13 protein-coding genes and 1 tRNA gene are annotated in these 14,029 nt (G+C 48.7%); 3 read left to right on the top strand and 11 right to left on the bottom strand.

What is annotated here, in order from left to right; translation table 11 throughout:
- Positions 1–23: 23 nt before the first annotated feature.
- The 3 genes from nhaC to RRV97_RS00535 form a co-directional block, all read right to left on the bottom strand.
- Entirely contained in the window at positions 24–1,403 is a 1,380-nt protein-coding gene (gene nhaC, locus RRV97_RS00545) for a Na+/H+ antiporter NhaC (protein WP_003747540.1), read from the bottom strand.
- A gap of 180 nt (positions 1,404–1,583) precedes the next feature.
- Positions 1,584–2,207: an alpha/beta fold hydrolase gene (locus RRV97_RS00540; RefSeq protein WP_314061051.1), complete on the bottom strand. Its 624-nt coding sequence runs from the start codon at positions 2,205–2,207 to the stop codon at positions 1,584–1,586.
- 92 nt (positions 2,208–2,299) lie between these two features.
- The gene (locus RRV97_RS00535; protein WP_315611641.1) at positions 2,300–3,523 is read right to left on the bottom strand and encodes a sugar MFS transporter; all 1,224 of its coding nucleotides are present in this window, start codon (positions 3,521–3,523) and stop codon (positions 2,300–2,302) included.
- A 274-nt stretch (positions 3,524–3,797) separates the two neighbouring features.
- Here RRV97_RS00535 and RRV97_RS00530 point away from each other — a divergent pair, with 274 nt between their 5' ends.
- Positions 3,798–4,211: a YqaA family protein gene (locus RRV97_RS00530; protein WP_315611640.1), complete on the top strand. Its 414-nt coding sequence runs from the start codon at positions 3,798–3,800 to the stop codon at positions 4,209–4,211.
- Between the two features lie 65 nt (positions 4,212–4,276).
- On the opposite strand, the gene RRV97_RS00525 is transcribed toward RRV97_RS00530, so the two are convergent.
- The 4 genes from RRV97_RS00525 to RRV97_RS00510 all read right to left on the bottom strand — a co-directional run bounded on the left by RRV97_RS00525 (position 4,277) and on the right by RRV97_RS00510 (position 8,079).
- Entirely contained in the window at positions 4,277–5,470 is a 1,194-nt protein-coding gene (locus RRV97_RS00525) for an amino acid aminotransferase (protein WP_315611639.1), read from the bottom strand.
- Between the two features lie 98 nt (positions 5,471–5,568).
- Positions 5,569–6,219 carry an HAD family hydrolase gene (locus RRV97_RS00520; protein ID WP_315611638.1) on the bottom strand — a complete coding sequence of 217 codons (651 nt, stop codon included), beginning with the start codon at positions 6,217–6,219 and terminating at the stop codon, positions 5,569–5,571.
- Positions 6,220–6,288: 69 nt separating this feature from the next.
- Positions 6,289–7,233: a cation diffusion facilitator family transporter gene (locus tag RRV97_RS00515; RefSeq protein ID WP_315611637.1), complete on the bottom strand. Its 945-nt coding sequence runs from the start codon at positions 7,231–7,233 to the stop codon at positions 6,289–6,291.
- Between the two features lie 15 nt (positions 7,234–7,248).
- Positions 7,249–8,079, bottom strand: a complete 831-nt coding sequence (locus RRV97_RS00510) for a ferritin-like domain-containing protein (RefSeq protein ID WP_315611636.1) — start codon at positions 8,077–8,079, stop codon at positions 7,249–7,251.
- Positions 8,080–8,368: 289 nt separating this feature from the next.
- Between RRV97_RS00510 and lolA the strand changes: the two genes are divergently transcribed.
- Positions 8,369–8,989 carry an outer membrane lipoprotein chaperone LolA gene (gene lolA / locus RRV97_RS00505; protein ID WP_036493771.1) on the top strand — a complete coding sequence of 207 codons (621 nt, stop codon included), beginning with the start codon at positions 8,369–8,371 and terminating at the stop codon, positions 8,987–8,989.
- A 76-nt stretch (positions 8,990–9,065) separates the two neighbouring features.
- Here lolA and glmM read toward each other — a convergent pair whose 3' ends face one another.
- Both glmM and RRV97_RS00495 read right to left on the bottom strand, forming a co-directional pair.
- Positions 9,066–10,403 (bottom strand): phosphoglucosamine mutase, encoded by a 1,338-nt coding sequence (gene glmM / locus RRV97_RS00500; protein ID WP_315611635.1) that lies wholly within the window; start codon positions 10,401–10,403, stop codon positions 9,066–9,068.
- 216 nt (positions 10,404–10,619) lie between these two features.
- Positions 10,620–11,486, bottom strand: a complete 867-nt coding sequence (locus tag RRV97_RS00495) for a c-type cytochrome (RefSeq protein ID WP_049323135.1) — start codon at positions 11,484–11,486, stop codon at positions 10,620–10,622.
- 285 nt (positions 11,487–11,771) lie between these two features.
- Between RRV97_RS00495 and RRV97_RS00490 the strand changes: the two genes are divergently transcribed.
- A tRNA-Arg gene (locus tag RRV97_RS00490) sits at positions 11,772–11,847 on the top strand.
- Between the two features lie 91 nt (positions 11,848–11,938).
- On the opposite strand, the gene RRV97_RS00485 is transcribed toward RRV97_RS00490, so the two are convergent.
- Both RRV97_RS00485 and RRV97_RS00480 read right to left on the bottom strand, forming a co-directional pair.
- Complete coding sequence (locus RRV97_RS00485; RefSeq protein ID WP_315611634.1) at positions 11,939–13,132, bottom strand: amino acid aminotransferase; 1,194 nt, start codon at positions 13,130–13,132, stop codon at positions 11,939–11,941.
- A gap of 110 nt (positions 13,133–13,242) precedes the next feature.
- Positions 13,243–14,016, bottom strand: a complete 774-nt coding sequence (locus tag RRV97_RS00480) for a FadR/GntR family transcriptional regulator (RefSeq protein WP_315611633.1) — start codon at positions 14,014–14,016, stop codon at positions 13,243–13,245.
- Positions 14,017–14,029 lie beyond the last annotated feature (13 nt).

The raw sequence follows: 14,029 nt of genomic DNA, 5'->3' as shown, positions 1-14,029 counted from the left end.
CTGATGATCAAACAGCCTACTGTTTATTTTTTACTCAGAGTCAGCCCTGTCCAGCCAAACACCAGCGTCAGAGCCAAGCTCAAGTAGCAGAAGAAGGCGTAAGGCAGGTATTCCCAAACAGGCACACCCAAGGCATGGCTGATGAATACGCCGCAGACGCTCCAAGGCACCAATGGGTTGATGACTGTACCCGCATCTTCCAGCGTACGGGCAAGGTTGCGCGAATGCAGGCCGAGTTTGTCATAAACCGGCTTAAAGGTTTCACCGGAAAGCAGAATACTCAAATATTGCTCGCCAATCAGGAAGTTGACACCGACCGATGTCATGGCCACGCTGAAAGTAGCACGTCCGGCATTGGTCAGGAACGCACGAATGGCTTCCAACAAAGACGGAATCACACCAATGCTGAACAACAGGCCTCCCAAGCTCATGCCGAGTATCACGATGGTTTGCGTAAAGAACATGCTTTCCAAGCCGCCGCGCGAAATCAAGCGGGCAATGTCTTTAAATGCTTCGCCTTCAAGTTTGTATCCGCTGTAAAACCACGCGCCCAGCTGTTTCAAATCAGGCGTACTGTGGAAGTAAGTCACAATCAGTGCCACTACAACAGTAAACAGCATGGCCACAATGGCATTGACGCGCATCAGGGCGAGGATAACCAATAAAGCAAACGGAATCAGCGAGTAGGCATGCACCAAACCGGTTGCTTCCAATTGCGCGCGGAAAGCCTCGACGCTGTTCATGTCATGCGCGGCCACATTGGGTAAGAGCCACAACATCAAGGCCGCACTGATCAACCACGCAGGCACAGTGGTGTACATCATGTTTTTGATGTGCTCGAACAAATCAATGCCGACAATCGAAGCAGAAATACCGGTCGTATCGGAAAGCGGCGACATTTTATCGCCGAAGAACGCACCCGACACAATCGCACCTGCCGTCATCGCCATATCGGCATGAAACGCAGCCGCCATCCCCATAAAGGCCACGCCGACAGTTGCACAAGTCGTCAAACTACTGCCGATGGAAATACCGATGACCGAGCAAAGCGCAAACGCCGAAAAATAAAAATAAGTCGGCGAAATCAATCCAAAACCGTAATACATCAGCGTCGGAATCGCACCGCTCATCATCAGCGCGCTGACCATCAGGCCGATAAAGAAAAACAGATAAATCGCACCCATGCCCTGCCCAACCGCACCTATCATACCGTTTTGCATGTCTTGATATTTCAAGCCGCGCATCAAACCGTACAACAGCAAGACCACGATCGCCGTTACAATCGACATATGCGGCAGCCATTCAAGCGAAATAATCGTATAACCCATTGCCGCCACCAAAGCCAAGGCCACCGCAATGGCCTCGAAACGCGGCATATTGAGTAAGGATTTGAAAGCAAACATTGTTCTTTGCCTTTTTAATAAGTATTTAACAGATTTTAGCATAACAGGACGTCTGAAAAACCGGTTTCAGACGGCCTGCTGATTATTTTACGAAAACAACGCTCACAAACCCTTGCCATTTTCTTTAAAATAAACGAATTATTTAGAATAAAATATTTTTTAATCAGAATAAATGGTGTTTTATTGCTTTTTAAAATATCCATCATGCAAAAATGCCACTACCTGCCCGGCAGTTTTGCGGTTGAACAGCATACCGCTATGGCTGACCGGTAAAACGACATGATCGCGCATATTCGGACAATGCGTTTCGCTGACCAAGACCGTACCATCATGTTCGCCGTGCAAACCTAAAACACGGCCCAGTCCATATGGTTTGTTACCGGCGATACTGCCCAGCTCAATACCGACAGGCAACTCAGGCATACTGCCGTCCAACGCCCCTTTGTAAGAGCCGCCCAATACCGGCTTTTGCAAACCCAAATTGAGCACGCGTTGCGCGGCACGGCTGCCTTGGTGCGGCGTACCCATGGTAACGATACGGCCGCTGACTTTATCCGGATATGCAGCCGCAAAATTGCGTAAAACCAAGCCGCCCAAACTGTGGCCGACAAAGTGCAGCGTTTCATCAGCATGGTTCTCATCGATCCATCGGGCCAAGTCCTCAACATGCCGATTCATCGAATGCAACACACTGCAATAATCGAACAGCGCAACTTCAAAACCTTCTTGTTCCAGCAAATACGCCAGCGGTCTCATGACCCACGAATGCATGTGCAAGCCATGCAGCAAAATGATTTTGGCCATTTTTTCCTCCTGTCATTTAAATCATTATGCCACAAAGTCAAAAGGCCGTCTGAAATCCCATAAGGTTTCAGACGGCCTGTTATCATGATGGATTATTCGTCAGCTTTGTAGCCTTTTATAGCAAAGAAGACGATATAGACATAACAAATCGCTGATACAATGAAAGAAATCATCAGGCCGTAAGTATCCGCAGCCCAACCTTGTACCACAGGCACAACCGCACCGCCGACAATCGCAGTACACAACACGCCGGAAGCGCTGCTGGTAAATCGACCCAGACCTTTGGTTGCCAAAGAGAAAATGGTCGGGAACATGATCGAGTTGAAGAAACCGATGGCCAACAATGCCCACATCGCAATATCCGCACTGGCTTTACCTGCCAACATAGCAACGCCCAACAAGGCAACAGCAGCAGTAGCGTTAAATGCCAAATAGCGGTTAGGCGCAATTTTCGCCATGATGGCAGAGCCTAAGAAACGGCCGACCATTGCACCGCCCCAGTAGAACGACAAATATTTCGCGGCAGATGCGTGGTCCAAACCTTTCAGATAGCCCAACACGCTGACCAATAAAGAACCGATGGATACTTCCGCACCGACATAACAGAAAATACCAGCCGCACCAAAAACCAAATGACGGTATTGCCAAACACTGTGTTTGCCATCATGGTTATGTTCGCTCTCTTCTTCGGCAATTTTACGCGCATCAGGCAAACGAATCATTTTGACAAACACAGCCAAAATAATCAGCAAACCGGCCAACCCTAAATACGGAATTTGAACGGAAGAAATTTGCTCGGCTTTGCTGACAGTTTGTGTTGCATCAGCCAAAATCAGGAATGCACCGATTTGCGGAGCAATGGTCGTACCCAAAGAGTTAAATGCCTGAACCAAAGTCAGTGTTGCAGATTCTTTACCCGGTTTGGACAGCAAAGTCACATAAGGGTTACCCGCTACTTGCAACAGTGTTACACCTGAAGCCAAAATAAACAATGCACCCAAAAAAGTTGCATAAGAATGACTGCCGGCGGCAGGATAAAAGAGCAGACAGCCGATGGCAGTCAATACGAAGCCGCTAATCACGCCGTTTTTATAGCCGATTTTGCCGACCAAATAGCCCATCGGAATCGACATAATCGCATAAGCGGTAAAGAAACAGAATTGAATCAGCATTGCCTGAACATAAGTCAGGTCGAAAATATCTTTCAAATGCGGAATCAAAATATCGTTCATGCAGGTAATGAAACCCATCATGAAAAAGAGTGTGGTTAGGACGACCAGCGCAGGAGTATGATTTTGTTGTGAATGCGCAGACATGATTTGCCTTTCGTTTTGTTAAGATTTGCTGGAAAAATGAGCTTAAATCAGTTCATTAAACTTAACACCCATTAACAGCCGCCCGTATCATACTGATAATCCGTCACTTTGAAAACTATTTTCCAACAGCCGACTACATTATCCTTCAGCCGTTTAATTTTAAAAAATTCAATAATATTGGATTTATCTTTTGATAGATTAAAAAATAAAGGCATAATCCTCTTATTAAACCTGTTATTTCTTTTTTACAATACTCATTGATATAACTCAAAATATGCCCCTTCTTTACGCTTACCTTGGCCTGGTTGCCTCTGCCTTTACTTCTGCCACACTACTTCCGGGTACATCCGAGGCGGCATACGCCGCATTTGTGTACCAATATCCGCAACATGCCCTCGGCGCATGTTTGTGTGCCGGATTGGCGAATGGCTTGGGCAGTATGGTTTCGTATTACATAGGCAGGATGTTTCCGGCCAAGAAAAGGCCGTCTGAAAAAGTATTGGCGCGTATACAAAGATGGGGAATTTGGCCGCTATTGTTTGCATGGCTGCCGATTATCGGCGATGCCCTCCCCCTTGCCGCAGGCTGGCTCAGGCTCAATGCCCTGCATTGCGCCATTATTCTGATTGCAGGCAAACTGCTGCGCTATGCGGTGATTTATTGGGGAATGAACGCAGTTGCCGGATAAGCCGCCACAACAAAAAATAAAGGCCGTCTGAATGATTCAGACGGCCTTTGCCTTTAATTCGACAATTACAACACTTTCACAATGCTCTCGCACAAATAATCGATGTTGTCATCGGTAATGCCAGCAACGTTGATGCGGCCGGAACGGACGGCATAAATGGCAAACTCGTTTTTCAAACGGTCGACTTGTTCTGGAGTCAGGCCGCTGAAAGAGAACATGCCGTTTTGTTCGATAATGAAATCAAAGTCTTGGCTTGCACCTTTGGCTTTGAGCAACTCGACAAATTTTTGGCGCATGGCTTTGATGCGGCCGCGCATTTCATCGAGTTCGGCAATCCATTGTGCTTTCAAATCATCATTTTTCAACACCAGCACAATGGTGTTCGCGCCGTGTGAAGCCGGGTTGGAATACAAGGTACGGATGATGGTTTTGACTTGGCTGTGGGCGCGGGCTGCTGTTTCTTCATCTTCAGCCACCAAAGTGAACGCGCCGACGCGTTCGTTGTACATGCCGAAGTTTTTGGAATAAGAGCTGGCAATCAGCAATTCTTTATTGTATTTCAAGAATACGCGCAAGCCGTAGGCATCTTCTTCCAAACCGTTGCCAAAGCCTTGGTAAGCAAAGTCAAACAGCGGCAACCAGCCTTTTTCGGCAGAAAGTTTTGCCAAAGTTTCCCATTGTTCGGGCGTAGGGTCGATGCCGGTAGGGTTGTGGCAGCAGCCGTGCAGCAGGACGATGTCGCCTTTTTGCGCTTGGCTCAAGTCTTCAATCATGCCGTCCCAATCCAAACCGTGTTTGGCGGCATCGTAATAACGATACGGTTTGTCTTGGATACCGACTGCTTTGGCGATGGCGTTGTGGTTTGGCCAAGTCGGATTGGAAATCCAGATGGTTTGCGCGTTCAACTGACGTTTGGCAAACTCGGCCGCAATGCGCAATGCGCCTGTGCCGCCGAGGCTTTGCGCTGTTTTGGCGCGACGGCTGGCAATGATTTCGTGGTCTTTGCCAAACAACAGGATTTGGGTTTGCTCGTTGTAATCGGCAACGCCGTCGATGGTCAGGTAATTTTTAGTCGTCTCGCTTTCCAGCAGGCGTTTTTCAGCCTCTTTGACGGCTTTGACAATAGGCGTTGCGCCGGATGCGTCTTTGTACACGCCGATGCCGAGATTGACTTTTTCGGGACGGGTTTCGGCTTTAAACGCTTCGCCCAAACCTAAAATCGGATCAGCAGGAGCAGCTTCGATATGCTTGAAGAACATGATTTTTCTCTTTACAAGTAGTAAAACGGTTGAAAAAATACAAATTTATGTAATTTTACGCCGTTTCAGGCCGTCTGAAAACGGATTATTACAGGGTTTTAACGCAAGATTGCCAACAAATCCAAAGGCGTGGCAATACGGAAATCGGCAAGCCAGTTTTCGGTTTGATCTTCGGCAGAAATATAGCCCCAATCGGCAAGCACGGTTGTCATCCCGGCATTTTTGCCTGCCTGCATGTCGCGCTCGGCATCGCCGACATAAAAACATCGCCGCGCCTCAACGCCAATCTCTTCGCATGCATAAAACATAGGCTTCACGCTGGGCTTGGGTTCATCGCAAGTATCGCCGCTGACAATCACGGCAGGAGGCACGGTAAACCCGAGTTTAGGCACGAGGACATCGGTAAAGCGCATGGGCTTGTTGGTAATAATGCCCCATTGGATACCGCGTTGAACTAAGGCTTCCAGCATTTCATTTACACCGTCGAACAAGATGGTTTGGTCGGCATAGCAGCGGCTGTATTCATCCAAAAATTCTTTGCGCCATTGCATATAGTCCGGATGCTCGGACGTAATGCCTGCACCGAGTTTGAGCAAACCGCTCGCACCGTGGCTGGCCTGCGGACGGATTTCATCCATGCTTTTTTCAGGCAAACCGTGTCGGCGCAATACCGTGTTGAGCGCGCCCCCCAAATCAAGTGCGGTATCGGCAAGCGTGCCGTCAAGGTCGAATAATACGGCTTGGGTCATAAGTGTTCCTTTGATGATTTTAGAAGGCCGTCTGAACAATTCAACAAGTTTCAGACGGCCTGAATATGGTTAATGGTGATGATGTTCATGCATTTCCTGCGAACACAAGACTTCATCTTTATGCGGATGCCGTTCGCTTTCAATCTGAATCGTACAATGTCCGATGTTGTGATGCGCCAATTCATGTTCGATGCGGTAGGCGATTTGTTCGGACTCTGCCACCGTCATGCCGCCATCTACAACAATATGGCAGGACAAAACGTGGATATTGCTGGTAATCGTCCAAACATGCAAGTCGTGAACGGATTTTACGCCTTCCGTATTGCGGATAACGCTGAGCAACTCATCGGTATGGATGTTTTCCGGTGCACCTTCCATCAAAATGTGCAAAGTCTGTTTAAACAGCGTCCAGCCGCTGCGCCCTACCAAAGCCGCCACCAATACGCTGGCAACTGTATCCGCCCATTGCCAGCCATACGCCATTATCAGCACTGCTGCGACAATCGCCCCTATCGAGCCGAATAAATCGCTGATTACATGCAGATACGCGCCACGCATATTGACGTTTTCTTCAGTATCGCCATTTTTCAACATATAAACAGCGACGCCGATGTTGACCAGCAAACCGATGATACTGACCACCAACATGCCGCCCGTCAAAATTTCCGGCGGATAAAACAATCGTTTGACTGCTTCATAAAAAATCATCGCCGCAATCAACACCAGCGACAATCCGTTAAACATCGCCGTCAAAATTTCAAAACGCTTGTAACCGAATGTCTTTTGCAGCGTGGTCTGTTTCTCGCCAAGTTTGAATGCCCACAATGCTACGCCCAGCGAAAACGCATCGCTGAACATATGCCCCGCATCGGAAAGCAGGGCCAAAGAGTTGGTCAGCCAGCCGCCGACCGCCTCAACCAGCATAAATCCGGCAATGACGAAAAATGAAATGCGCAATACCTGCTTGTTGGCGGTATGCGTATGCGCGTGCGAATGATCGTGATGATGTGCCATGATGGTTTTACCGTTTCAGACGGCCTTTTTATCCTGTTTCAAACTTTTCTCAAAATCTTCCAACATATCCAGCTCGAAACGGCTGAATCCTGCACGTTCCCGCGCTTCGATATTGACGTAGCCACGGAAGATAAACATATCGTAACGCGCAATCAGGCTGCGGAACAGGACGACCGGTTCCAAACCGCGCTCACGGCAAAGATGCTGATACCAATGATTGCCGATGGCGACATGCCCCACTTCGTCGCGGTAAATAATATCCAGCACATCGCAGGTTTCCATATCGCCGCGCTGCGCCACTTTTGCACGAATACCCGGCGTAACATCCAAACCACGCGCTTCCAACACCCGCGGTACCAAAGCCATGCGTAACAAGGGATCGTAGGCGGTTTTATACGCCATGTCCCACAAATGCCCGTGCGCTTCAAAATCGCCGTAATCGTAGCCCAAGCTGTTCAGACGGCGGCGCATCAAGCCGAAGTGAACCACTTCTTCTTTCGCCACCCTTACCCAATCGCGCACAAACTGAAACGGCATATTGCGGAAACGATACGCCGCATCCAAAGCCAGATTAATCGCGTTAAATTCAATGTGCGCAATCGCGTGCAACATCGCCGCATAGCCTTCGACCGTATTCATCTTGCGCGGCGTAACTTCCGAAGGCGCAACCAAACGCGGACGCAACGGATGGCCTGCAAAACGGCAATCCACAGGTTTCGACTCCTCAATCGTCAAACCTTCCGCCTCGCCCAATTGCGCAAACAAGGCCTGCGTCAATCTTCCCTTTTCATCCGGATTGTCCGACAGCAAAGCCTGTTCCAATAAAGGATAAGGATTCAGATACATACAAAACCATTGTTTTAAAAAGATAATTATTATAACCGTTTTAAAAAGCAAACAGAAAGACTATAATTTCACGCTTTCCGTAAAATGACATTAAATACCACACCAAGCCCTTATGCGTTTCATTAAAAAAACGTCAAAACCAAATACAGGCCGTCTGAAGAAATGAAATTATTTCAGATACTTGCTTAGTTTTTTCATATTTACACAAATTAAACCCGCCCTTCAGCCCCTTGCCTGTTACACCATAACGTCTATACTGAACCCATCTCTCCGAACAAGGAACCAAAACATGAAAACCACCCGACTGTTCACCCTGACCGCTGCCGCGCTGCTTTCTTCAGCCATCGGCTTTGCACAAGCCGGCGCAGTGGACGCCCTGAAAAAATTCAATAATGACGCCGACGGTATCAGCGGCAACTTCAGCCAAACCGTTCACAGCAAAAAGAAAACCCAAACCACATACGGCACATTCAAAATTCTGCGCCCGGGTTTGTTCAAATGGGAATACACCAAACCCTACAAACAAACCATCGTCGGCGACGGCAAAACCATTTGGCTCTATGACGTAGATTTGGCGCAAGTAACCAAGTCCTCACAAGACCAAACCATCGGCGACAGCCCTGCCGCCATCCTCTCCAACAAAACCGCATTGGACAGCAGCTACACGCTGAAAGAAGACGGCTCTGCCAACGGTATCGACTACGTTTTGGCTACGCCTAAGAAAAACAACGCCGGCTACCAATACATCCGCATCGGCTTCAAAGGCGACAACCTCGCCGCCATGCAGCTGAAAGACAGCTTCGGCAACCAAACCAGCATCAGCTTCAGCGGTTTGAACACTAAGCCTAACCTTTCCAGCGGTATGTTCAAATTCACCCCTCCTAAAGGCGTTGATGTCTTGAGCAATTAAGCTTCTAATGAAACACAAAGGCCGTCTGAACAACAGACGGCCTTTTATTTAGTTCAATTCAACATCAAACACACTGTTACTTTTGACCTTGAATGGCAGCGGCAATTTTTTCTGCACCTTTTTTCGCCCAATCCGCCTGTTTGGCTTCCACCATCACACGCACGACAGGCTCGGTACCGGATGCGCGCAAGACCACGCGGCCTTTGCCTTCGAGTTCTTTTTCCACTTCGGCCAAAGCCTCTTTAGAAGCATCCTGCCAGTTTTGGCCTTTTTTGATGCGGACGTTAATCATGGTTTGCGGATACGGCTGCCAATCGGCGCAAACGGTGGCAAGGTCTTGATTCAAGGTTTGCAATGCGGCCAAAACTTGCAGCGCGGAAATAATGCCGTCGCCGGTATTGTGTTTGTCCATGCACAAAATATGGCCGCTGGCTTCGCCGCCAATCAGCCAACCGCGTTGATGGAGCTGTTCCAACACATAGCGGTCGCCCACTTTGGCGCGGCAGAAATCAACACCCTGCTCTTTTAAAGCAACTTCCATCGCCATATTGGTCATCACTGTACCCACCACGCCGCCGATTTCCACGCCTTCGTGCGCGCGTGCTTTGGCAATCACATAAATCAAGTTGTCGCCGTCATACACTTTGCCATTGCGGTCAACCATCATCAAACGGTCGCCGTCGCCATCCAAGGCAATGCCGTAATCGGCTTCATTTTGCAACACAGCGGCTTGCAAAGCTTTCGGATGGGTCGCACCGCATTTTTCATTGATGTTGTAGCCGTTTGGCTCATTACCGATACTGACCACTTGCGCACCCAATTCATGGAATACTTTAGGCGCAACCGCATAGCCTGCACCATTAGCGGTATCAACCACCAATTTCAGACCGCGCAAGTCCAAATGACTTGGGAAAGTGGATTTACAGAACTCGATATAGCGGTCATCCGCACCATTAATCCGGCGCGCGCGGCCAAGACGGCTGGAGGGCTGGGTTTTCATTTCCTCATCGATTTTGGCTTCGATTTCCAACTCGATTTCATCGCTCAGCTTCACACCGCCTTCGGCAAAGAATTTAATGCCGTTGTCGGAATAAACGTTGTGGGAAGCAGAAATCATCACACCGGCAGACAAACGCAAAGCACGGGTCAAATACGCCACGCCCGGAGTAGGCAGAGGGCCGGTTTGAATAACATTAACACCGGCGGCGGTAAAACCAGCAATCAGCGCGGCTTCCAGCATATAGCCTGAAATACGCGTGTCTTTACCGATCAAGACAGTCGGTTTGATTTCGCCTTCGTGCTGCACCAAAACCTGACCTGCCGCATAGCCTAATTTCAGGACAAAATCAGGATTAATAGGGAATTGACCGACTTCGCCGCGCACACCGTCAGTACCGAAATATTTTTTTGCCATGAGATAACTCCGTGATTGTTTTGTCGTATGTGAATATTGTTGAACTTCTTTAAAAGAATCTTGATTGTATTCGAAGGCCGTCTGAATCTTTCAGACGACCCTTGATCATGAGAATAATTTACTACTTCAGTATTATAGCAAGATCCGGATTTCCTGCACGAAAAAAGCGCATCCTTTTGCAGAATGCGCTTTCTATTCGAGATTCGAAATCAAATCTTAGAATTTAGCACCAGACTGATTAGCCATGTAATCAACTGCAGCTTTCACTTCATCATCGCTCAGGCTACCGTTACCGCCTTTGGCAGGCATTGCGTTAAAACCTTCGAGTGCGTGTTTGTGCAGGGTGTCTTTACCTTGTTTGATACGAGGAGCCCAGTCTTCTTTTTTACCTACATGAGGAACACCTGGAACTGCACCGCCATGACATGCTTGGCAGTTGGCTTCGTAAACTTTTTTGCCGTCTGCGCCGCCGGCTGCCGGAGCTGCCGCACCTTTGTCGTCTGCTTTGGCCGCATCTGCTTTAGGGGCTTCTGCAGGAGCTGCACCTTCAGCCGCCGGAGCTGAAGCGGCTTCACCGGAAGCGGCTGCATCGGCAGGAGCTGCGGCATCAGGATCAGGGAAAGTACCGCCGGCTTTGTTGGCCATGTAAGTAATGACGCGTTTCAATTCTTGATCGGTCAAATCAGCCGCACCGCCTTTGGCAGGCATTGCGTTGAAACCGTTCAGAGCGTGTTGGAACAAGGTATCGAAACCTTGTGCAATGCGAGGCGCCCAATCGCCTTTGTTTTCAAATTTAGGCGCTTTGGGAACGATGCTGTCCGCCGCGTGACATTGAATACAGATTTTGTTGAAAATCTGATCGCCTTGACGCTCGCCGACTGGAATACCGTCGCCCAATTTCAGTTGGCCGACTGGCTGGATACGGGTTTGAGTCGCAGCTTCGGTTGTTTCGGCAACATCGCCGAATGAACCGCTTCCCGCCAGTTTGATCAGGAAGTAAATCACTGCAATGACAATAACGATACCGCTCACAAGGGTGAACAATGCAGAGCCTTGGGCTTTGTGGTCGCGGAGTTGTTTCATTTGGTAGGCCTCGCCGTTAGGTTAGGTTGTGCTGTAAATTATAGTTTATGTGTTAAACGCAGTTAACAATATTTTGCTGGATTATACTGAATTCGCAAAGGCTTTCCAATCCATCTTGAGAAAAAGATACGCAAAAATCCTCAAAAAGGCCGTCTGATTCTTGTAAACCTTTGTAGTTATTTGAATATTCCACCCATGCAAAAACGTGACCGCCATTGCCACTTTCTGACACTTTCAAGATAAACTTTGCCAACGACGCCAATATGCGTTAACCTTACGGCTCTCGCACCCATAGCTCAGTTGGAAGAGTGTCAGTTTCCGAAGCTGGAGGTCACAGGTTCGATCCCTGTTGGGTGCGCCAATTATAAAGAGGCCGTCTGAAAGATGAAAATTTTTCAGACGGCCTTTTGATTTACTTCAAATAAAACTACATTCAATTTCAGATTAAACGGCTATTGCAACACTTTGGCAAATGCTTCGGCCACATAATCGATATTCGATGCATTCAAACCGGCCACACACATCCTGCCCGAATCCAGCAGGTAAACGGCAAACTCGTCACGCAGGCGGTGTACCTGTTCTACGGTCAAGCCTGTATAGCTGAACATGCCGCGCTGTTTGATGAAATAGCTGAAATCGCGATTGGGAATTTTGGCCGTCAAAACATCATAAAGTTTCTGACGCATGGCACGGATGCGGTCGCGCATAGCATAAACTTCGTTTTCCCACAAAGCGCGCAGCTCCTCGCTGTTCATCACATCGGAAGCGATGTATGCACCATGCGCAGCAGGGCTGGAATAAATGCGGCGGACGGTAAATTTCAACTGTCCAAACACCAGCTCTGCTTCTTCCTTATTGGGACACACTGCGCTTAAGCCGCCGACGCGCTCGCCGTACAGCGACAGGTTTTTCGAAAAAGAATTGCTGACAAACAAAGGCAGGCCCATTTCGACGGCTTTACGGATTGCATAGGCATCGCTGTCCAAATCTTCGCCGAAACCTTGATAGGCAATGTCCATAAACGGAATCAGCTTGTGCGTTTTGATGATGTCCAACACTTCATCCCATTGCGCTTGCGACATATCGACGCCGGTTGGGTTTTGACAGCATGGGTGCAAAATCAAGACGCTGTTTTCCGGCAATGTTTTGAAAAACGCAGTCATTTCTTCAAATTTTACGCCGACGGTTTCAGGGTTGTAATAAGGATACGTCCCCACTTCAAAACCGGCGCCTTCAAAAATACCTTTATGGTTGTCCCAAGTCGGATCGCTGACATAGGCTTTCGCTTCAGGGAACCAACGGTGCAAAAAGTCGGCACCGACTTTCAACGCCCCCGAGCCGCCCAAAGTCTGTATGGTTGCAACGCGCCCTTCTGCCAGCGCCTGATTATCCTTGCCAAACAACAAATACTGAACCGCGCTTCGGTAAGTATCCAAACCTTCCATCGGCAGATAAGGCGATGGGCGCGGTACGGCCGCACGCTCTGCTTCTGCCCGGCGAACAGATTCCAAAACCGGCATTTTGCCTTCGTCATCAAAATAAATGCCGATGCTCAAATTGACTTTTTCAGGACGCTCGTCGCGTTTGAAGGTTTCAACCAAACTCAAAATCGGATCGCCCGGATAATACTCGACATGACGGTACATGGTGCTTCCTTTGTTTTTAGACAGAATGAGGAAGATTGTGGCACTAAAAGGCCTTATTTGCAAAATCAGGCCGTCTGAAAAAATTCAGACGGCCTGATTATTTTTAAACGCTACCAATCTACCCGTTTCAAATCATTTTGCGCCAATACGTCCGCATGCTCGCTGCGGCTTTGATATTCCCTGTCCTGCAAAATGCGGTGGGCGACATAATTCAAATGCAGTTTGGCCGCTTCCGCCGCCTCGGCCGGTTTGGCCTGGGCAATGGCTTCAAAAATAGCACGGTGCTGGGCAATCAGCGTCGGGCGCGGATCTTCGGTTTGATGGATATAGATAATGCCGCTGCGTGTTTGCTGATAAAGCATTTTGAGCAGGCTGCTGGAAAGGTGGCTGAACAGGATATTGTGTGCGGCATCGGCAATGGTTTGATGGAAGCTGACGTCTGCTTCGGCTTGATGCTCCAAATTTCCGCTTTCGCAGGCCGCTTCAAATTTCTGCCGCCAAAAGTCAATGCGTTTCAAGTCGGCATCAGTCCGTCTTTCGGCGGCCAGCGCCGCCATACAGCCTTCAACGTGACAGCTGAAATCGAATACGTCTGTTTCCCAATTGGTATGTTTGCCGAGCAAATCCTGCCAGCTTTGTAAAAAATCCTGCTGCGGTTTGACGGAAACATAATAGCCATCGCCCTGCCGCGCTTCCAAAACCTGCTTGGCAATTAAAATATTCAACGCCACCCTGACCGACGGCCGCGATACGCCGAATTCTTCAGCGAGTGTGCGTTCGGGAGGCAATTTACTGCCTTCTTCATAAATGCCGGTCGCAATACGTTCTTCCAAAACGGCTAAAACCTGATCGCTGATTTTTTGCGGACGAACCAATTTCGTCATGTTGTATTCCTGA

Source organism: Neisseria sp. DTU_2021_1001991_1_SI_NGA_ILE_055 (assembly GCF_032342915.1).
Lineage (GTDB): Bacteria > Pseudomonadota > Gammaproteobacteria > Burkholderiales > Neisseriaceae > Neisseria.
The sequence above is the reverse complement of the archived record's forward strand: the minus strand, read 5'-3'. Positions and strand labels throughout refer to the sequence as shown.

Bases quoted from the DNA above. Each gene is read 5' to 3' on its own strand.
- RRV97_RS00535 (WP_315611641.1), bottom strand. From the start codon at position 3,523: ATGTCTGCGCATTCACAACAAAATCATACTCCTGCGCTGGTCGTCCTA.
- RRV97_RS00540 (WP_314061051.1), bottom strand. From the start codon at position 2,207: ATGGCCAAAATCATTTTGCTGCATGGCTTGCACATGCATTCGTGGGTC.
- RRV97_RS00495 (WP_049323135.1), bottom strand. From the start codon at position 11,486: ATGAAACAACTCCGCGACCACAAAGCCCAAGGCTCTGCATTGTTCACC.
- RRV97_RS00530 (WP_315611640.1), top strand. From the start codon at position 3,798: ATGCCCCTTCTTTACGCTTACCTTGGCCTGGTTGCCTCTGCCTTTACT.
- nhaC (WP_003747540.1), bottom strand. From the start codon at position 1,403: ATGTTTGCTTTCAAATCCTTACTCAATATGCCGCGTTTCGAGGCCATT.
- RRV97_RS00510 (WP_315611636.1), bottom strand. From the start codon at position 8,079: ATGTATCTGAATCCTTATCCTTTATTGGAACAGGCTTTGCTGTCGGAC.
- lolA (WP_036493771.1), top strand. From the start codon at position 8,369: ATGAAAACCACCCGACTGTTCACCCTGACCGCTGCCGCGCTGCTTTCT.
- glmM (WP_315611635.1), bottom strand. From the start codon at position 10,403: ATGGCAAAAAAATATTTCGGTACTGACGGTGTGCGCGGCGAAGTCGGT.
- RRV97_RS00515 (WP_315611637.1), bottom strand. From the start codon at position 7,233: ATGGCACATCATCACGATCATTCGCACGCGCATACGCATACCGCCAAC.
- RRV97_RS00480 (WP_315611633.1), bottom strand. From the start codon at position 14,016: ATGACGAAATTGGTTCGTCCGCAAAAAATCAGCGATCAGGTTTTAGCC.
- RRV97_RS00525 (WP_315611639.1), bottom strand. From the start codon at position 5,470: ATGTTCTTCAAGCATATCGAAGCTGCTCCTGCTGATCCGATTTTAGGT.
- RRV97_RS00485 (WP_315611634.1), bottom strand. From the start codon at position 13,132: ATGTACCGTCATGTCGAGTATTATCCGGGCGATCCGATTTTGAGTTTG.
- RRV97_RS00520 (WP_315611638.1), bottom strand. From the start codon at position 6,219: ATGACCCAAGCCGTATTATTCGACCTTGACGGCACGCTTGCCGATACC.